The organism is Microbacterium sp. Leaf161, assembly GCF_001423645.1.
Taxonomy (GTDB): domain Bacteria; phylum Actinomycetota; class Actinomycetes; order Actinomycetales; family Microbacteriaceae; genus Microbacterium; species Microbacterium forte.
In genome coordinates, this window is the sequence record NZ_LMOW01000001.1 from 1,465,258 (window position 1) to 1,484,654 (window position 19,397).

Annotated in this window: 17 protein-coding genes; 8 read left to right on the forward strand and 9 right to left on the reverse strand. The window is 63.2% G+C overall.

What is annotated here, in order from left to right; translation table 11 throughout:
* The first annotated feature begins 85 nt into the window (after positions 1–85).
* The 7 genes from ASF87_RS07230 (at position 86) to ASF87_RS07260 (ending at position 6,939) form a co-directional block, all read left to right on the forward strand.
* Positions 86–1,579 carry an MFS transporter gene (locus ASF87_RS07230; protein WP_056375281.1) on the forward strand — a complete coding sequence of 498 codons (1,494 nt, stop codon included), beginning with the start codon at positions 86–88 and terminating at the stop codon, positions 1,577–1,579.
* The gene (locus tag ASF87_RS07235; RefSeq protein WP_056375283.1) at positions 1,576–2,820 is read left to right on the forward strand and encodes a M20 family metallopeptidase; all 1,245 of its coding nucleotides are present in this window, start codon (positions 1,576–1,578) and stop codon (positions 2,818–2,820) included. Before ASF87_RS07230 ends, ASF87_RS07235 begins: the two co-directional genes overlap by 4 nt.
* Positions 2,817–4,208, forward strand: a complete 1,392-nt coding sequence (locus ASF87_RS07240) for an L-serine ammonia-lyase (protein WP_235558897.1) — start codon at positions 2,817–2,819, stop codon at positions 4,206–4,208. Before ASF87_RS07235 ends, ASF87_RS07240 begins: the two co-directional genes overlap by 4 nt.
* Positions 4,209–4,362: 154 nt before the next feature.
* The gene (locus tag ASF87_RS07245; protein WP_056375285.1) at positions 4,363–4,683 is read left to right on the forward strand and encodes a hypothetical protein; all 321 of its coding nucleotides are present in this window, start codon (positions 4,363–4,365) and stop codon (positions 4,681–4,683) included.
* Positions 4,684–4,768: 85 nt separating this feature from the next.
* Positions 4,769–5,329: a dihydrofolate reductase family protein gene (locus ASF87_RS07250; protein WP_056376391.1), complete on the forward strand. Its 561-nt coding sequence runs from the start codon at positions 4,769–4,771 to the stop codon at positions 5,327–5,329.
* Between the two features lie 22 nt (positions 5,330–5,351).
* Positions 5,352–6,323, forward strand: coding sequence for a DUF2971 domain-containing protein (locus tag ASF87_RS07255; protein WP_157550021.1), 972 nt, complete (start codon positions 5,352–5,354; stop codon positions 6,321–6,323).
* 46 nt (positions 6,324–6,369) lie between these two features.
* Entirely contained in the window at positions 6,370–6,939 is a 570-nt protein-coding gene (locus ASF87_RS07260; protein WP_235558898.1) for a TetR/AcrR family transcriptional regulator, read from the forward strand.
* 4 nt (positions 6,940–6,943) lie between these two features.
* Here ASF87_RS07260 and ASF87_RS07265 read toward each other — a convergent pair whose 3' ends face one another.
* The 9 genes from ASF87_RS07265 to ASF87_RS07295 all read right to left on the reverse strand — a co-directional run bounded on the left by ASF87_RS07265 (position 6,944) and on the right by ASF87_RS07295 (position 18,378).
* Positions 6,944–7,324: a hypothetical protein gene (locus tag ASF87_RS07265; protein WP_056375289.1), complete on the reverse strand. Its 381-nt coding sequence runs from the start codon at positions 7,322–7,324 to the stop codon at positions 6,944–6,946.
* A 40-nt stretch (positions 7,325–7,364) separates the two neighbouring features.
* Positions 7,365–8,099 carry an HIRAN domain-containing protein gene (locus ASF87_RS07270; protein ID WP_056375291.1) on the reverse strand — a complete coding sequence of 245 codons (735 nt, stop codon included), beginning with the start codon at positions 8,097–8,099 and terminating at the stop codon, positions 7,365–7,367.
* Positions 8,074–8,991: a hypothetical protein gene (locus tag ASF87_RS07275; RefSeq protein ID WP_056375292.1), complete on the reverse strand. Its 918-nt coding sequence runs from the start codon at positions 8,989–8,991 to the stop codon at positions 8,074–8,076. The genes ASF87_RS07270 and ASF87_RS07275 overlap by 26 nt, the downstream gene beginning before the upstream one ends.
* Before the next feature lie 55 nt (positions 8,992–9,046).
* Positions 9,047–10,048, reverse strand: a complete 1,002-nt coding sequence (locus ASF87_RS07280) for an SDR family NAD(P)-dependent oxidoreductase (RefSeq protein WP_056375294.1) — start codon at positions 10,046–10,048, stop codon at positions 9,047–9,049.
* A 346-nt stretch (positions 10,049–10,394) separates the two neighbouring features.
* On the reverse strand, positions 10,395–13,196 hold the full coding sequence (locus tag ASF87_RS17470; protein WP_162238675.1) for an HsdM family class I SAM-dependent methyltransferase: 2,802 nt from the start codon (positions 13,194–13,196) through the stop codon (positions 10,395–10,397).
* A gap of 34 nt (positions 13,197–13,230) precedes the next feature.
* Positions 13,231–13,374 (reverse strand): hypothetical protein, encoded by a 144-nt coding sequence (locus ASF87_RS18020; protein ID WP_235558899.1) that lies wholly within the window; start codon positions 13,372–13,374, stop codon positions 13,231–13,233.
* A gap of 79 nt (positions 13,375–13,453) precedes the next feature.
* The gene (locus ASF87_RS18025) at positions 13,454–13,747 is read right to left on the reverse strand and encodes a hypothetical protein (protein WP_268776064.1); all 294 of its coding nucleotides are present in this window, start codon (positions 13,745–13,747) and stop codon (positions 13,454–13,456) included.
* Between the two features lie 555 nt (positions 13,748–14,302).
* A complete protein-coding gene (locus ASF87_RS07290) occupies positions 14,303–15,826 on the reverse strand; it encodes a PIN domain-containing protein (protein ID WP_056375298.1) in 1,524 nt (507 codons plus the stop codon).
* Positions 15,827–16,533: 707 nt separating this feature from the next.
* Positions 16,534–18,378, reverse strand: coding sequence for a DUF262 domain-containing protein (locus tag ASF87_RS07295; protein ID WP_056376393.1), 1,845 nt, complete (start codon positions 18,376–18,378; stop codon positions 16,534–16,536).
* A gap of 403 nt (positions 18,379–18,781) precedes the next feature.
* Here ASF87_RS07295 and ASF87_RS07300 point away from each other — a divergent pair, with 403 nt between their 5' ends.
* Positions 18,782–19,360 (forward strand): DUF7255 family protein, encoded by a 579-nt coding sequence (locus ASF87_RS07300; RefSeq protein ID WP_056375299.1) that lies wholly within the window; start codon positions 18,782–18,784, stop codon positions 19,358–19,360.
* The last annotated feature ends 37 nt before the right edge of the window (positions 19,361–19,397 follow it).

Below are 19,397 nucleotides of genomic sequence, written 5' to 3' on the forward strand. Positions count from 1 at the left end.
CTGACCGTGATCGTACAACCCCGTTCCTAGAGTCGCTGCAACCCGATCCGCTCTTGCTCCACCCGATCCCTCTCAAGGAGTCCTCATGGCTGTCCCCGCACCGCCTGGCAAGACCATCTCCGGCCGCACCGCTCTGCGCGGTGCCGTCGGCTTCCTCGTCGTCATGGAGCTCGGCTCCGGAATGCTGCAGGGCTGGTACCCCGTGCTGCTCGCTGCGATCGGCGAGGAGTTCGGCGTCGGCGCCGCGCAGCTCAACTGGGTCAGCGCCGCCTACATGCTCGCTACCGTCGTCTGTGTGCCGATCCTGGCCAAGCTCGGCGACCGCTACGGGCACAAGCGACTGCTGCTGATCTCGACGGCACTCGTCGCGCTCGGATCGATCGTGGTCGCCGTCGCCCCGAGCTACGAGCTCTTCCTCGTGGGCCGGGCCCTGCAGGCGCCGCTCGCCGCCTTCCTGCCGCTGGAGTTCGCCATCGTCCGCGATCGCGACGAGAAGTCCGCCGGACGATCGATCGGCAAGCTCGTCGGTGCGCTGACCTTCGGGGCCGCCCTCGGAGCACTCGGCTCCGGCCTGCTCTTCAGAGCGCTCGGCGACCTTCGGGCGGTTCTCTGGTTGCCCGCGATCTTCCTGCTCATCTGCGTCCCGGTCGTGGCGTTCCTCGTTCCCGAGACCACCGTCCGCGCCACCGGCAAGACCGACTGGCTCGGCGCCTCGCTGCTCGGCATCGGCCTTCTCGCCGCGCTCGGTGGCATCTCGAACGCGTCGGCGTGGGGGTGGACGAACCCGATCACATGGGTCGCGATCCTCGGCGGTGTCGCTCTGCTCGTGGTCTGGGTGATGGTCGAGAAGCGCGTCGCGCACCCGCTCATCGACATCGCTCTGCTCACCAAGGGCGGCATCGGACTGCCGATCATCATCGCGTTCCTCTTCGGTGCGCAGCTCTTCGGCGGGCAGACGGCCTCCAGCGTCTACGTGCTCAGCGATCCGGATGCCGTCGGCTTCGGCCTCGGGTTCACCGCGGCCATGGTCGGCGTCATCTCGCTCGCCGCAGCGCTCTCGGCCTTCCTCGCGTCGATCGTCGGAGACCGCGTCGCCGGGCGCATCGGAGCGAAGGGCGCGATCGTCCTGGGCGGCGCGCTGGTCGCGGGAAGCTACCTCGCTTTCATCACTGCGCCGACCGTCGTCGCGGTGTTCGTCGGGTCGATGGTGATGGGTGGCCTCGGCAACGGTCTGCTCATCTCGGTGCTGCCGACCATCGTGGTGCGTCGTGCCCCCGCCGACTCGGTCGGCATCGCCTCGGCCCTCTACAACACGTCTCGCACCGCGGCCGGAGCCGTCGCGGGTGCCGTGTTCGCCCTGGTCATGGGCAGCTTCCTCATGACCGTCGGCACGGGTGACACCGCCGTGACCACCACCTCGTTCGGCGGATACGTCGCAGTGTGGAGCATCTGCGCGGCCATCGGCGTCGCGATCGCGGTGCTCGCTCTCTTCCTCCGCGTCCCTGCTCCGGTCGCTGAGACCCCTCTTCCTGTCCCCGCCGCCACGGCCGACCCCGTTCTCGAAGGAGAAACCGCATGACCCTCGCCGACCCGTCCACCCGCACCCTGCTCGACCTCGCGGAGGCGAAGCAGCGCAGCGCGGATGCCGTGCGCTCCTGGGAGCAGCGTCTCGTCGAGATCAGCCATCAGATCCACGACGATCCCGAGATCGCGTTCGAGGAGGTGCGGGCGGCGAACCTCGTCGCGGCGGCCCTGCGCGATGCCGGCTTCACCGCCACCGTCGGCGCGTTCGGCGTCGACACGGCCATCGACGCCAGCTTCGGCGACGGGGAGTTCGTGGTCACGGTCTGCGCCGAGTACGACGCTCTTCCGGTGATCGGTCACGCGTGCGGACACAACGTCATCGCGGCTGCCGGACTCGGTGCGGCCATCGCGCTCGCGGCCATCGCCGACGACGCAGGACTCACCGTCAAGCTGCTCGGCACGCCCGCTGAAGAGCACGGCGGCGGCAAGGTGCTCATGCTCGAGGGCGGCGCGTGGGAAGACGCCACGGTGTCGCTCATGGTGCACGGCGCTCCCGGCATCGACGTGCGCTGCGAGAGCTTCGCAACGCAGGCCGTCGATCGCTTCCAGATCACCTACACGGGACGCCCGGCGCATGCTGCGGCGGCTCCCGACAAGGGCGTCAACGCGCTGGATGCCGCGACGATCGCGCTCACGGCGATCGGACTGCTCCGTCAGCAGCTGCCCGGCACCGTCCGCACCGCAGCCGTCATCACACAGGGCGGCGAGGTCACGAACATCATTCCCGCGCGCACCGTGCTGCAGGCGGAGGTGCGCTCGTTCGATCTCGACGAGCTGCGCGACGCCAAGCGGCGGGTGATGGCCTGCTTCGAAGCGGGAGCGCTCGCCTCGGGCTGCGCGTGGGAGCAGGTGCGCACCGAGCCGCGCTATGACCCGCTCGTGCAAGAGCCGCTGCTCGCCGACGCCTGGAACGACGCGCTGACCGAGCTCGGCCGCGAGCCGATCGCCTTTTCAGGCATGGCTGGCGGATCGACCGACATGGGCAACGTCTCTCAGGTCGTGCCGTCGATCCACCCCGGCATCGCGATCATCGGCTCGACGTCGGCTCCACACACCGAGGGATTCGCGGCGGATGCTGCGACACCCGCCGCCGACCGAGCAGTGATCGACTCGGCGATCGGCCTCGCGTGGGCGGCGGCCACCGCGGCGCTCACGCCGTCGTCGCGTGCGGATCTGCTCGCCCGACAGGCCGCGCGACCGGTCGGAGCGACCACCCACCCGCAAGGCGAGGAGTGACGACTCTCGCCTCCGCGACCGACGCCCGCCGCGGCGTGTACGTCTCGGCGTTCGACCTGTTCTCGATCGGCATCGGCCCCTCGTCGTCGCACACGGTGGGGCCGATGCGCGCCGGGTGCGACTTCGCCCGGCGCGTGCTGGCGCAGCATCCCGGCGGCCCTCGTCGTGTGGAAGTGGTGCTGTACGGATCGCTCGCGGCGACCGGACTCGGGCACGGAACGCCGGATGCCGTCGTCGCGGGGTTGGCCGGTCTTGATCCTGAGACATGCGATCCGGCATCCGTGCGCGGCGCGTGGTCGGGGCATCCGGCGGGGTCGCCGTTGCTGTTCGGTGGCGTCGCGCCCGTGGCCTTCGACAGCTCCGATGTTGTGCTCGATCCGTTCACCCGGCAGCCCGCGCACCCGAACACGTTGGTGATCCGGGCGTTCGGGTCTAGGGAGGCGTTGCTGGCGGATGAGACGTACCTCTCGGTGGGTGGCGGGTTCATCCAGCGCGTCGGCGAGGTCGTCGAGAGCCCGGTCGTGGCTGACGGGATGCCGTCGTTCCGCACGGCTGCGGAGTTGCTCTCGCTGTGCGTCGATGGCTTGTCGATCGCCGACGTCGCGCGTGCAGGTGAGCTCACCGCCCGTGACGCCGATGCCGTCGACGCTGGTCTCGATGCGATCTGGACCGCCATGCGCGACTGCGTCGAGGCGGGACTGGATGCCGAGGGAGTGCTGCCGGGCGGACTCGGCGTGCCGCGGCGGGCGCGCTCGATGCGCGACAGCATTCTGCGTGCGGAGGCGGCGGGACAGCCGGTCACGTCCGACTGGCTGCAGGCGTTCGCGCTCGCCGTCAACGAGGAGAACGCCGGGGGCGGACGGGTCGTCACCGCTCCCACGAACGGTGCTGCCGGCATCCTGCCCGCGGTGCTCATGTACTACTCGCGGTTCGTGCCCGGCGCGGATGCTGCGGCTGTGCGGACCTACTTGCTCACCGCCGCCGCGATCGGATCGCTCATCAAGGCGAACGCGTCGATCTCGGGAGCGGAGGGCGGATGCCAGGCGGAGGTCGGGTCCGCGTGCGCCATGGCGGCCGCGGGACTCTGTGCCGTGCTCGGCGGAACCCCGCAACAGGTCGAGAACGCGGCGGAGATCGCAATGGAGCACCACCTCGGGCTCACGTGCGACCCGATCGCCGGACTCGTGCAGATCCCCTGCATCGAGCGGAATGCCGTCGCGGCGTCGACCGCCGTCACGGCTGCTCGCCTCGCCCTGCACGGCGACGGCAGCCATGTGGTGTCGCTGGACGCCGTGATCGAGACGATGCGCCAGACGGGCGCCGACATGAGCGACAAGTACAAGGAGACGAGTCGCGGTGGGCTCGCGGTGAACGTCGTGGAGTGCTGACGGGTCTGCGCTCCCCTGTCTCGGTGCGGAAAGGCATACCGATATGTAGTCGTGTGTGTGCTTTGCTACCCCAAGATGAGACTGTCTCGCTCGATCAGCGCAGTTTCTTGCTCACGACGGAGAGGGCCTTATGGCAATCCAGGGTCTCGGCGAAATGGTGGTCTACGTGATCGCTGCGGCCCACGCGGTGGGCGTCGGCATCGTATTCGCAGTCGCTTCGGCGAACAGACATCGAACGGGCCTGCGTGTTGCGGGAGTCCTGTTCGTCGGGGTGGCCGTGGTTGCAGGCTTCCTGCTCGGCGCGAGCGCTCCATGGACAGGGCCGATCCTTGCGGTCGTCGCAGCTGTGACAGGCATTCTGGCCGCTGCTGCGACGCTCGGGAGCGATCCGGCTATGCGGGAAGAATCCTTCGGGCAGCGGGTCGTCTTCGCACTGTCGCGACGCCCACATTCGTCCGACCTCGACAAGAACTAGGGCTGGGGGATACGCGCACCCGCGCAGCAGTACCCTGGTGCTCATCACGCACCACGCACCGCCCGCATCGAAGGAGATCGGCGAGATGAGACCCCTGCGCTACGCGATCAACGTCACGCTCGACGGCTGTGTGCATCATGAGGCGGGCATCGCTCCCGATGAGGAGCTGATGGGCTTCTGGACAGCCGAGATGCAAAGCGTGGATGCCGTGCTCTACGGCAGGACGACCTACCAGATGATGGAATCCGTCTGGCGGCGTCCGGCATCCGGGCGGTGGCCAGACTGGATGGAGGAGTGGGAGATCCCGTTCGCCGAGGCCATCGACCGCGTGCCGAAGCACGTCGTGTCGAGCACTCTGGATGCGGTCGACTGGAACGCCGAGCTGGTTCACGGCGACCTGGCTGACGCGGTTCGCGCGCTGAAGAATCAGCCGGGCGAAGGGACGTCAGTTGGTGGCGTGACGCTTCCGCTGCGATTGGCCGAGTTGGGGCTCATCGACGAGTACATCTTTGTCGTGCATCCAGTCCTCGCTGGGCACGGGCCGAGGCTGCTTGATGGGTTGAGTGAGCGCACAAACCTTGAGCTCATCGACCGGCGGGAGTTCGGATCGGGAGCGGTCGGGCAGTGGTATCGGCCGGTCGCTTGACCGCGGACTTACGGTAGAAGGTATGTCTTCGAGCGCAACCGCCCAGGAGGATCCCAAGGGGGTCGAGCCGCACCTCTACTTCGGAGAAGCGTGGCGGAAGTACCCTAAACATCGCTGGTTCGCCGGAACTGCCTGGCACTACACGTCAGTCGAAGGCTGCTTCGGGATCGTGTCGAATCATGAGCTTTGGGCTACTGCTGCGCCGATGCTAAATGACGCGGGTGAGATGCTGTACGGCCATGATCGGGTCCTCAACGTCATGCGTGGGTGGATGCCCGAGGCCGGAGCTGAATCTTCGGCTGTCGAGATGCTCAAGGCCGCAGTAGAGGTCTTTGAGCGCACGCTGGTTGAGAAGCCGCTCTTTGTAGTCAGCGCATCGAAGTCGCCGGATCTTCTGAATCAGTGGGCAAACTACGGCGATTCATCCGGGTGCGCTGTTGGGCTCAAATCAATGTCTGTTCTCGTGTCCGGGGGCAAGCAGGGTGGATTCAACGCCCCGGCGGCACTCCCGCTTTGGCTTGATGTGCTGTACGACAGGGATGAGCAGGATGCCCACATTGCCGCATTGCTCAACGAACTTGTCGCGCCGGAGGGGTTGCTTACTCAAGCTATACGCTTCGAGACGCAGGCAATGGAGCTGGCCGAGCAGAACTTGGCGATGTTGGTTGCGAGCCTGAAACACCCGGGTTTCAAGGCGGAAGACGAAGTCCGATTTGTCACGGTGAAGGAGTCGGACACCGAGGTGCATTACCGGCCGTCTCCGCGGGGCATCGTCCCTTACGTGAGGCTTCTTGGGACGGAACAGTCGGAGACGGAGGGAGTGCAGTACTCGACGAGCGCGGTCGACAAGATCCGGTTGCCGATTGCGGGAGTTCGGGTCGGGCCGCCCGAAGGCGCCTCCGAAGCGCGCCGCGTTGCGTCAATGCGGGAGTTCCTGCAAGCGAATGGGTACGCCGTCGATGTCGCTGGTGCGGGTATCCCGTACTTACCGTGAGCTCAACAATGCCGGGCCGACCAGTTCGGCTGAGTAGCCTGTTCAGGTGCCCCGTCCCCGAAGTGAAGCCGCGCGCCAGTCCGTGCTCGAGGCGATGCGCGCTGCTGTCGTGGCCGGCACCTACGAAGCGGTGACGATCGAGGGGCTTGCCGAGACCGCGGGAGTCGCCAAGCAGACGATCTACCGCTGGTGGCCGTCGAAGGCGGCGATCCTCGGTGAGGCGCTGCTCGAAGGAGACCTGCCCGGGGCGGATCCCGCCGTCGCGATGAGCGACGACATCCGGGCTGACCTGCACGCCTGGTTCTCGGCGATGTCCGCCGGGCTCGCGAAGCCCGAGGGCGTTGCACTCGCCCGTGCTCTGATCGCGGTGACGGCCACCGACCACGAACTCGGCCTGGCGCTCAACGAGCGTCTCGCGGCTCCGATCCGCTCGTGGGTCGCCGAACGGATCGCGCGTGGACAGGTCGACGGGCAGGTGCGGGCAGACGTGGATGCCGACGCGATCGCCGACCAGCTCATCGCCATGGCGTCGTACGCGGCGTTGATCGGTCAGCCGTTGAGCGCAGAGCGCGTCGAGGAGACGGTGACGCGGCTGCTGCGAGGCATCGCTCGGTAGAGGGTTACGGGGTGCAGTAGGCGAGCATCGCGTCGGTCGCGGCGTGCATCTCCGTCGTCGCCGCGTCCAAGCCCGTGACGTCACCCGCGATGGCCTTCTCGCCCTCGGCGGCGAATGCGTCGATGCTTGTTGTCCACGAGTCGCGGAGCGTGACGAACTCCTCGGGTCCGTCGACACCCCGGAGGTTCTCAGCGACCTTCTGGACTTCATCGAGAGCCGCCTGCGCGGCCTCGGGAGTCGGCGAGCTGACGCTGCCGATCACACCCGTCACCTGCGCGGCCTGAGCGGCGACCTGGCCACAGGCCGCGATGGTCGACGCCTGCGAGCATCCGGAGAGCATCAGGATGCCGACGGCCAGCGACGCGAGCGTGGGGAGCTTCTTCATGAGAGCCACTGTAGGCGGGGGAGATGTGATTCTGCGGCGCTTACGCCGTCGCCTTCCGAATGGCGTCGATTCGGCAGAGAACTCGCACGTGTGCCGGCGCGCCAGGGTTTACCCGCTCCGCGACAGCTGTCAGCGACCATCCGTCCTTGATCAGATCGTGGATGTCGTGGCAGAGCCAATCCGGAACGTACCCAATCTTCGAGCCGTCGACCGTGTCGATGAGTACTGCCTTTGGATTCGCTTGGTTCGCCTCGTCGAGCTCCAGAGCAAGCACGGATCCGTCGTGAATCTCGCCGAGGATTCGGGCGGCATCCGGAATGTAACGAATGCCCGAGATGAAGAAGCGGCTGGTGAATGTGGCGCTTCCCTGGACCGGCAGATCCACGACGTGGAAGGTGTCGGTGGCCCGCCCGCCGCCTGAGCGCGCGAGAAACTCGAATGGGATCGCGGAGCCATCAAGTTGTTCAATGCCAAGCCACGTCAAGTACTTGTTGTACCCGCGGCGCTCCGCGGAGAGGATGCGGTTCGCGAAGAACGCCGGAACCTCATCTGACACGTACGCGTGGGTCAGGCTAGGGAACTCGTCGAGGGGCACGAAGTCCTCGACATCGACGATCTGGGGAAAGTAGTGAAATGCGAATCGATTATCGGGAAGGGAATCGAGCTGGCCGACCTTCGTGAATCGGCGGTTCGCCGGGTTCTGCCAGACGAGGATCAACGCGCGTTGGCTCACGCCGAGATTAACTTGGTCAAGCGGGAGCAGCTGAGTAGCCATCGAGTAACCTCCTTCGATTCGTGTCTAGCAGGGAGACGACAAACCTACGGGACACCTCCGACATTACGTCATGGGGTACTGGCTCTAGCTCAGCGTCGACTCCGTCAGGCTGAAAATCATGCAGGTGGCCTATCCAGAAATCCTGTGCGTCGCGCGAAGACACGCGCAGTGCACCAATCGCCAGGTCGACCAGCGTGGGGCGCCCGACGAAGTGTTGACTGGTGCCTCGGCGTACCCACCGATCAAAGAGCTCGCGGTCCCTGAGAAGGCGCATCCGCTTCGCGTCACGTTCCTGGAACCCGAGTGCGTTCCCGTGATCGAAGGAAGGAGCCAACCACCGATCACCGCCGCGGCGAATGACTCCCCAGTTTTCGTGGTGACGGTCACGACCTGCGACGAGCGCGTCACACATCAGATAGCCCGCGATCGTGTCGAAGGCCTCCAGGCGAATGGACAAGTCAGGCGGGCCGGGGATCCCCACGACCGCGTCCTGCACGGCACTCAGCGTGTATCCGGGGTTCTCGCCCCGGATGCTCTGGTCGTAATTCGGAAACCGAGCGCTGAGGAGCTCGTTTCCATGGATCAGACGTTCGGAGTCATTCCGAAGCATCGACCGCGATGCCGTTGCCCTCTGCCCTTCGAATAACGCTGGCCGAACATGGGCCGTGGGCACGCCTACGCTGTTCGCGATGTGCTGCACTAGCCACTCGGCCCAGTCTTCACCGCTAATTGTGCCGTCGCGTTCGTCTACTCGTGCGACCTTGACCAACCAGCGCCGATCGTCGTCCGCGATCCGGACCCAGTTCTTCTCCTTCGACCCCATCTGTTCTTCGGGGTCGTCGGCGTCGAGATCGCTCTCCCCGAGATCGAGTGGCACCCATTGATGCGGCATGACTTGACGGTACTCGAGACGCCCGACACCGAAGCGAGCCCTCGCGGCGGGGCGCTTACTGCACCGACCATCCACCATCGGATGCCAGCACGGCACCGTTGATGTTGACGGCGTCGTCCGACAGCAGGAACGTGATCGACGCGGCGAGGTGCTCGGCGGTCGCGACCGTCGGGATCGCCTGCTGGAACGGGGCCAGACGAATCGAGCCGTACTCCGACATGTTCGGGGGCATCGGGATGCCGGTGGCGACGCCGCCCGGTGCGACGGAGTTCACGCGGATGCCCTTCGGTCCGTACATGAACGCCGCGGACTTCGTGACCCCGATGATGCCGTGCTTGCTGGCCGTGTAGGCGTTGCCCGACGAGTTGCCGCGCAGGCCCGCTTCGCTCGAGACGTTGAGGATCGAGCCGCGGCCGGCCTTCTCCATGATCGGCAGCACCGCGCGCATGAGCTTGAACGGGGCGGTGAGGTTGATGGCTATGACGCGGTCCCAGACGCCATCCGTCGTCTCGCCCGCGGGAGAGAAGTCGTCGTTGATACCGGCGACGTTCGCGAGGGCGTCGATGCGGCCGCCCGCGGCGGCGATGACGGCGTCGATTGCGTCCTGCTTGGTGAGGTCGCCGGCGACGGTGGTGATGTCGGAATCCGGGAGTTCGGCCTTCAGGGCGCCGAGCTTGTCGGCGGCGATGTCGGAGGCGATCACGCGTCCGCCTTCGCGGGCGATGCGGGATGCGGTGGCCTTGCCGATTCCGGATGCTGCGCCGGTGACGATCACGGTCTTGCCGGCGAAGCGACCGGTGGTGGGCTTCTCGGTCCAGCCCTCCGACTCGTCGGCCTCGGGGATCTCGCCGCCGTTGGCTGCGCGCACGAGGCCGTCGACGACCGGCTGGGGCAGTTGGCCCTGGCTCATCGCGACGAGCTGCTGCAGCGGCAGCCCGAGCACGGGGGTGAGGAGCTCGGGGTCGGCGCCCGTCTGCTCGAAGAGTGCGCGGATGAGTGGCCCACCGGTCGGGTCGTTCAGCCAGTCGCCAATGGTGGAGTGTGCGGTGAGGGCCATGGTCGAGCTCCTTGAGGCTTGGGTTTCGCAACGGTGCGTCTACTTATTGGAGTCTACTGCGTGAGCGCGCACGTTCGAACTATCTCTTGAATGAGCAGGTCGTACGGCTGCCCCCAGAGTCGAATCTCATCGTCGACACGCTGCAGTCTGCAAGGGTGTTGGCTTTAACAACTGTGCGTTGGGGCTCGACAAACCGAGAATTGGGGCGCGGCAAGAGCTGAATGGAGCGCTCGTCCAAGGTGCGTCTCCGCCCATCACGAGTTGAGTCACCGAATCGGTCTACCTCGCTAGGGTTCGGAACAAGAGTCCATAGGCGACGCCGTTTGCGTACCCATATCCCAGCAACTCAACACGAGCCACAATGCCACGCACCAATTTTCTCATCATGGGTACGAGCGATGCCGCGAGGGTTCGCTACACGAATCGTGCCTGTTCGCTCCATCGCCCAACCTCGGCAAGGCGTTCCCGAATACCATCGAATCGTTTGGTAGCGGAAGCGATCAGCGCTTGCTGCTCTGTCGTAGGAGCCATCGTCGTTTACAGGAACGGAAACCTCTAGTTCCCTGACTCGCGTGGCAAACAGCTTCGCCTCATACAGATAGCCACCAGCGGTGACCGAGTTTTGCAGAGCGATGGACAGATAGTCCAGATTAAACAACCCTTCTTGTGCTGGGGTGACAGCAATGACATCGTCGGTTAGCAGACACCCGGCGGGTCGAACAAATACCTTTCCTACGGATGCCCCGTTTGCGTTCACTGTGATAGTCGCTGTGGGTTCGAGCGGATATTTGTCGCTTCGAGTCTTGTTTCCGCGCCGAAGCGCTGTCTGCGTTGCCAGCCAGGTCCTACTGACCGAACCTTTCGAGATGTATGGGTTCTTGAAACAAGAATAAACCACCACCTCATCTCGCGAATCGGAAGGGGGATGCTCGTTAATCTCGCGAGTGGTGATGCGGGTTCCTGAGCGAACCTTGAATAGACTCTCATCAGCAATTGAAATGGAAACGGTCGGTCCCGCCGTCAGTACCTCGAGCTCCCGTCTTGCCTCATCGAGATCCGTGATCAGCGCGTCGAGCGAGTCACGAGCTTCCTCGATAAAGTCAGTTCGCCCAACTGGGGCCACGCTTTCGCCGAGTTCGACAAGCTCCTCATCGTCCCAGAATCGGAGCACGTCCCAGCGATCGTCGGGACCAAAATGCGAACCAGGAACTACTTTGACTACCGCCGAACCTTCGGCAAGCGTGGGGTCGCCGTTGTCTCGACGGACGAAGGCGGCTGCAATGTCCGCGAGATCATTATCATCAGGTGAGGGAGTGCGTCTCCAGTCAAGAGATTCGCCAATTGATCGAGCGATTCCACACAGTACATCAGGGCGGTCATCAACGCTGGTGTGCCTACGCTCAAGAACCAGAATATATGTCTTTTGGGCGGTGTTGAAGAAAGCGTTTCGCGGGAGTTGTATCGACGCCAGAATATTGCACTCGTCGAGAAGTAGTTGCTTGGGTCCTGTTTCTGTTCTATTCAGGAGTCCCTGCGGCACGATGACGAATGCGCGGCCGCCCGGCTTAAGCGCCCCAGAGACGTAGCGGAGAAAAAGCGCCTCGACACCCAGGCCAGCTTTGTCGTAATAGTCCTTGAGGACCTTCCCGTTCCGTGCGCCTTGCACCTGCTTGATGTGGTCCTTGTAGACGGCGCTCCCTCGAGTTACGTAAGGAGGGTTGGTCAAGACCACCGATACTGAATCTGTCGGAGGCTGGAGGAGAGAACCAAGTGTTTTGTCGTCGTCCATCAGGACGAAGCTCTCAGCCATTGCCTTATTGAGCGCGCTCATCGTCGTCGCAGGGTCTCGAACTATCTCAGCCAGGTGAATAAGCATATTCGCCTTGGCTAGAATATGGAGATCGGGGTCTATGTCCAGGCCGATTGTTCTGATTCGACGCTTTGGTTTCCCATTCTTGATCTCCAGGTTACCTTCGAGCGCGTCCGCCCACATGAGTGGTTCAAGCAGAAAGCCACCAACCCCAGCTGCGGGATCGAGCACGATGTCGCCGTCGTTTAGCTTGTCCAGTTGCGCCATGGCCACCATCGGTCGAACGACGTTTCGCGGTGTGAAGAACTGGCCAAGACGCTGCAATCGCGCTGATTTCCGGAGGAACGTCTCGTACAACCGCAGCTTGAACTCGGGGTCGATGTTTGTAAGCGGCCCGAAATCATCAAATGCGTCGATGATCGAACGGAAGGTGTTGTTATACGACTCGTGGGTTTTCGCCCCGCCTTGAAGAAACACAAATCCATCGATGATTGATGTCTTCGAGGTTATAGCTTTCATTCCGAAGAGCGCGGGGATGGCAGGATCCTCGCAAATAGTTTCCTCGGGGAAAAGGGACTTAATCTTGGGGCGAATCTGGTTGACGTAGTATTCAACTTCAGTCACCCCGAAGTTCTTAGCGAATTCGGCTGGGTCGCCAACCAATGAATAGAAGTCAAGGTTTGAGGGCAGGACCGAGTTTGGCAGGTTGTCGCTCAAGAATTTGAGCATGAATATTTCCACAAACGTTAGAAGGCACTCTTTAGGCTCCGCTTTGGTCGCGTGCCAGATGAGCTGCCATATCCGCTCCGCGAGTGGTGTCGGGTCAGTGACCTGGCCTGTTTGCCCTCTCAATAGCTCCTCAAGAACGCCAGGCGTGAAGGCTCTGCGATCTTCTAGGGCGACCACCGCTCCAGTGCTTACGGAGGCGGAAACATCCACGTAGGAGATCGTCGAGCCGTCAGTCGTGAAGGCAAGAGGTGCTTCTAGCGCTAGCGCGGACATCAGCGCTTGCTCCTGGGCGGAAAGGAGTCGGCGCTGTGCACCGGGCCCCGAAAATTCGCTGGGTTTTTTGTGCTCCCCAACCGCAACCGGCATTGGTTTATCGTCGTCGCGCCGGAGATACACAGTGTCTGGCTTAAGGGAGGCAGGCTTTTGCGGCGCCTTGTACGCGAGAGGAGTAAAAGAGTGGCTGGACGGAATCCTAAGCTGTAAGCCGGCTCTCACCAGAGCAGCAAGGTTGGTATTTCCGATGTTCAGCAGCTCGAACGCACCGAAGGTCGTACCCCTGAGGGCTCCCTGGCTTAGGTAGCCTCGCTGATTGAGCTCTTCGTTTGACATGCACCACTTCCGGATTGACGTTGAGTCGACTGTATCAACGAGGTGTGACATCGACAGCGATCGGATCGTCGATCGGGCGCAGGTCGACCACCACCTTCGACACCAGGTCGTGCTGCAGAGCGAATCTCCAGAGCGCGGCCAGGGCATCCGTCGTGGTCGAGGTCCGTTCGTTCGTCACCGCAGGTCGGGCCTGCGGCGCCAGCGCCGTGCGGTCGATGAGCGCATAGAGACCGCCATCGACGAGGTCTTCGGGGAGTCTAAGGTGCGATCGGATCGTCGATCGGGCGCAGGTCGACCACCACCTTCGACACCAGGTCGTGCTGCAGAGCGAATCTCCAGAGCGCGGCCAGGGCATCCGTCGTGGTCGAGGTCAGGTGGTGGATCTCCATGTCCGCGCGAAAGCTCCCCGCGACCTCCTTGAGCGTGTACGCCATCGCACCCCGGACTGCCCCGTCGGCGTCGACGTAACGCACGCCTCGGACGGCCCGTGGAGCGGTGTGTCCCACCGACAGCCCGGCGATCCGCTCCCAGCGCGCGTCCCACCCGGCGATCTGCCCCGAACGCTGGGTTCGCGCCTGCNGCCCCGTCGGCGTCGACGTAACGCACGCCTCGGACGGCCCGTGGAGCGGTGTGTCCCACCGACAGCCCGGCGATCCGCTCCCAGCGCGCGTCCCACCCGGCGATCTGCCCCGAACGCTGGGTTCGCGCCTGCATCCGTCTGCTTGCGTCGCCGGCGTCTGCCGCGGGTAGTGCCCCGAGGCTTCATCGTCTACTGACTGACCGCGCGAGTTTGTGGCGCTCTGCCGAAGACTAGGCACCGTCCATGCGCATCGACCCGCATACCGGGCCCCTCGGGCTTGCCTCTCAGGTTCACCGCGTGTCGACGATGGCCGACGCCTTGGCGGGACACGTCGGGCACACCGTCCAAGAAGGGGCGATCTGCTCACAGCGCCCCTCGGCAGATACCGACGAAGTCGCGTCGATAAGCTTCCGGCGAGGCGAGGCGAGGCGAGGCGGGGCCCGGGCTGGCGGTGCTCGCTCGGGACGAGAGAGCTTCGAGACGCCGGAGGCAACATCCAGTTTGTCCTTGGCGCTGAGAAGTATGGTCAGCCGCTATCCCGATCGGACGGCTCACGCTCCCCTTCAGCCATGACAGCACTGCTGCGCAGACGGAAACCTCCATCAGCTTGTTCGAAGTATGCGGTGTCACGAAGTGACAGGTCGCGCCGCAATGTAGCTTCCGGGGTTCGAGCGCTTCGGAGGTCGCGGAGCCCAAGCCGGCCGATCTGTTCGACGAGTTCGGCGATGGACCATACGCGGCGTGGATCGCTTGCCGCCACCTGAGCAGCCGCCTGAATCCAGCTGAGCTGATTCTGTTCCTGGCTCTCATACTCGACGAACTCGGGAGGCACCCGATATCCGATCGTTCGCCCTTGTCCCTCATACACAGCTTCAAGTGGAGCATCTGCGTTCTCGGCGACGATGCCGTCCTCGACGAGGCTTAGCGTGACTCGCTGCGCCGGCAGCGCGAATCTTCGCAAGGAGCGGTCCTCCGAGAAACCGGCAAACTCGTAAATCTCGGCGCGCGAAATGAATCCGCCAGCTCTCGCAGCTAGAGCAATCACGTCAGCTTGCAATTCGCTTCCCGAAGCGCGAAGCTCCGCGACGAGCCTTCGGAAGGCGGCATGCGACCAGGGGGCCACCGATGAGTCGGCGGGTGCACTGGCCGTTCGGGTGCTTGCCTCCACTAGAGAATCCGAAACAGCGACGTCCACTTGGCTGAGTCGGGTCATGAGGCGGTAGAAGTCGCTCTGTTGTAGGAGTACCAGTCGGGCATTTGTGCGCGCGAGGGACTCCGCGACTAGTTCGGGGCGAACGCCAAGAGATCGCTTGCGGGGCTTGGAGACAGCAATTCGCCAGTCTTCTTTAGCGTCGTTCGTTACGAGAACGAATGACTCCTGGGGGCCGAGAGATGATATGTGACGGAGCGTCTGCTCCCAAAGCAGAAAATCTCCGGTGCCTTGCTCTGGAAGTTGATCGCGCTTCTCTTCGCCGTCTTTATAGCCAGGCGGAATCTGCATCGCGAAGCGGCGCAGGCCTTCAGCAACCATTGCCGGTTCCTCTTCCTCAAACGAGGATCCGACTCGGGTGTTGAGCGTCTCCTCGAGCTTCTCCAGTACTGGATCAAGGCTCGTGTCGTTCAGTAGCTGGTCCTTATTCAACGGAGCGCCGCGGGCCTTTTCTATTGCGTCGGACAGATCGTTCAGCTGAGCCTCAACGGTGTCACGCATAGCCTGAATGTCCTCAGGGCGCTCCCGATCCGGCCTCAGGGAATTGACGATCGCCAGCAGCTCTTGCCTCACGCCGTCAATCGGCTGCGCGGGGGCCGCAAGGTCAGCAATCACGCTGTGTCGATTCCGCCAGAACTCGCGCATGACCTGATGCGGAATCCAGACTCGATCTCGCACCGAGTCAATCACTTCGAGCGCCAACAGCCGTGCTGGCTCCTCGAACGTGTAGATGTCCAGGAGGACGTTAGTATCGAGAATGATTGGACAGCTTTCTAGGTGCGCGAGCACTTCATTCTCTGTCGGATCTCGGTACCCCTCGAAGCCCGTGTAGATGCTCATCCTAAATTATCCCCTCCGCACGAAAATCGGCGATGACTTTCGGATACAATGCGCCCTCGCTCGGTCGAACTCGAACTCGAACTCGAACTCTTGAAGTCTATTCGCAGGACAAGCGTAGGGCCAAGAAATCGTTGATGGGAGAGCGCGAGGCGTAACTTCGACTGAAGCGTCGCTCCTCAATGCTTGCTGCTCGAGTCCGTCTGCGAACTGCCCGTTGCATCCACTGCCGTTGATCGTTCACCACTATCCTGAGACGCGGACCTGAGTGAGGCGGCTGGGGGTGCATCGTCGGTTCCACGACGTACGATCCAGGTTTGACGGCGGCAGAAAAATCGGGCTCTTTGTGGAACTTGAAAGTGCCGCTACGCCACCATCTGCGCGTAACGCGAGTACCCGTATAAGCCTCTGCGGGAGATCGGGCGCAGAGGCGGGACATCGGAGGATTTGGAGCCCGTCCTCGATGGTGTTGTCGATTCACTTATTGCCGATGGCCTAGTCGCCCCAAGCTTCTCTGGCCTAATCACTGACGTGCCAGAGGGCGAGGGCATTCCGGTGCCGTGACATTTTGTGACAGACAAGGGATTTCGATTCCATCGCCATCTGACCCAGTACCCGACACAACGAGATGGCATCGGCTAGAAGCGGTGAAGCGCATCCGCTCCTCGAGGCGCCTCGTTAGATGCGTCCTCACTCCGCTACCTCAGGCCTCAGTCGGTGTCGTCACCCTCAACCAATTCCTCGTCAAGATCTGAGGACGCTTCCGAAGCGCCTCCGGGAATGTGGGTCGTCGGCGTCAGCATCTTGACGATTCGCGCCTCGAGGTTGGATCGGCGCTTATCGAAGAAGGCAATGAACTCTTCTGCGGAACTCGGAAGGGTGGAAGGTAGGGCGTTCCTGTCGAGGAACGAGGCCCGCTCCTCTGGCGAGGGGTACTTGTCAGACAGCCATGCAGCAGGAGTGGCTGCCAGCTTTCCGATGTTCTCCAGGCCGGGGAGAAGCTCTAGGTTCGGCAACTGGTCCTTCAGTTCTATGAGTTCGTCGACCTGAGACGGGGAAAAGGCCAGTTCTCCGTCCTCATTTACCTGACGATTCAGCGTCTTCGGGTCAAGGAGTGCGGATGGGAATATGTGATCGACGTGGAACTGGTTGCGCGTGTCGACGTGGGGGAACAGCGCGGCGAGCACGGCGAAGGTACGGGGTCGCCCGTACTCAAGGCTGAGGACGTCGTCGACGAGCGCGTCCGTCACCGCGAGCGACTTACCGCGGCGCGCCATCGCACGCTCGATGGCGGCGACAGGGAACGCCTCGTCACCCTCGAACCGGATGATCTCGCGCAGATCGCGCAGCAATGTGTCGAGCCCGGATCCCCAGATCCCGCGCACGATCAGTGAGCGCAACACCCATGAACGCAGGGCCTCCCGATCCTCCCGGGTCTTCGGTGACTCCCGATAAGCGTGGCCTAGCCCGCGGTGGTGCACGTAGTACGCGACGGGGATCAGAACGCTGTCCGCCGTGAGCGACCCGCCTGACAGCCCGAAGTCGCTCAGCAGCCCGACTGCGACCTGGAGAGAGGTGCTCAGTGAGTCCCATCCCGCCTCGAGCTTCGCCATGTTGGCCGAAGTGAAGTTCTTGACCTTGAATCCGATATCGCCGACGTCGGCGATCACCAACCCTGACTTGAGCACTGTGTCACGAGAGAAGCTGAAACCGTTTCCAGTCTGGTTGAGTTCATCCACCAAGCCATGGACGGCCGCACGCGCATCGCCGTCCCATTGCGCAGTGGCGATCGAGAGGAGGAGATCGCTGTACGACAGCACCGTCCCGCCGGAGTTCACGCGCACGAAGATGTCCAGGACACGCTCGATGTCCTGCTCGGTCTCTTCATAGAAATGGAGGCTGGCTGTTTTATGAATCGCATCCCACAGCTTGCTGACGAGCCCGGAAGCGACGGGATCATTGCCCACGCCGTACTTCGCCAGGAGCTGGATCAGGGAGGACATCTCTGACGCCTCGAAGACTTCGGGCACGGGCAGCCAGATCTTGCTGTCGTCATCACGCGACGCGTCGACGTCTTTGCCCGTAAGGAACTGGAAGTGGTACTTGAGGCCGAGCTCGTTCTCCGGTGCCTCACCCGCGAGATTCAGGTAGAGCTGGCGTTCCGGGTACGACCAAGACTTGTTGGCCCATCCGCCATGGTTCTTATAGGCGTATGTACCGCGGAGACCGATGTTCAGCGACGTCAGCCTCTGCTGACCATCCAAGATCGCGACCACCTCGCGGTCTGTGGGAATATCGACGACTGGGTTGTGGCGGTTGTCGAATGCGTTGTAGTCGCGCATGAAGCCATAGAACTTGAACTCGCTAATGGTCTCTGGCAGAACCTTCCAAGACAGGAAGCTCCCGACGGGGTATCCACGCATCACGGAATCGAAAACTCGAATCACTTGCGACGGTTTCCACACGTACTCCCGCTGGATCGCGGGAAGAATGAGCGTGCGATCCTGGATCTGTCGGAGAGCGCTGGCAATCGTCATTGGTTCCTTGTGTCCCATGTCCGAATCATATTGGGACGGCTGCGTCATCCGCACCGACCTCGGCTTCCGAGATTCTGCGTCAGCAGACGTCGACTAAAGTTCTGGTTAAGTTCCTTGGGAGCGGGCGTGAGCACCGATGGCACCACGAACAAAATGCTGGTCAAGCAAAACATCGGAGTCCACTGCGGTCAACGAAGGCATCGAGTATGGTCAACGACATGACACATCACACACCGCGCGAGCTGGCCGAGGAACTCGGATACGAGGGTGAAAGTAGCCCGGGGATAGTTGTCCGGAAGTATCTGAGGAAGAGATACCCTGAGCACCCCAAAAATACTCTGTGGATCTTGGATGAGCAGCAGGCCGCAGACGTTCGTCAACATGTGCCACGTCGCTCGCAGGGTGACCGGAAGGTCACCTAGTGGCTGTCGGCGACGTGGAGCGAGCGGTCGCGGAGTCGGCCGCTACTAACGGGGTCGCACTCGTGGCGATGCCGCGAGTCGACTGGCTCAATACTCACGGTCATTTCAGCCTCCCGAAGGCGGCCACATCGGCAATGCCGGTGTTGCAGCGGGCATTCGATGATCTCGGGGGCAACGAAGACGAGCAACGTTCCAAGCGCTGGGGTTCGTTGCCGAGCGATCTCCTTCACCTCGAATCCAGAACGATGGTGGAGGTGGACGAGATGCAGCATTTCACTTCATTCCGACTGCTCACACGTCGGGCGGCGCCTAGCGACTCGGTCGATCGTGACCGGTATGCCGAACTGTGTGGACGGTGGAGTCCCAAAGCCGACAGATACCGAGCGTCAAAGGTCGCGAAGGGCTTTCCCGGGTCGCATGGCCGGGCTCGTCAACGCGCGTACAACGATCTCCTGCGCGACCTCGTGGCGCCGATGATGGGCTATCGGATGGTTCGAATGCCCGCGCCAGGGCTTTCGGTCGACGAGGCCTACGCTGCAGCCGCGCATAGGCTGCGGCGCATCCTCGCTGTGCGCTGATTCTTATGTCCATGGTGAGCGGCGTCTTCGCGTTCGG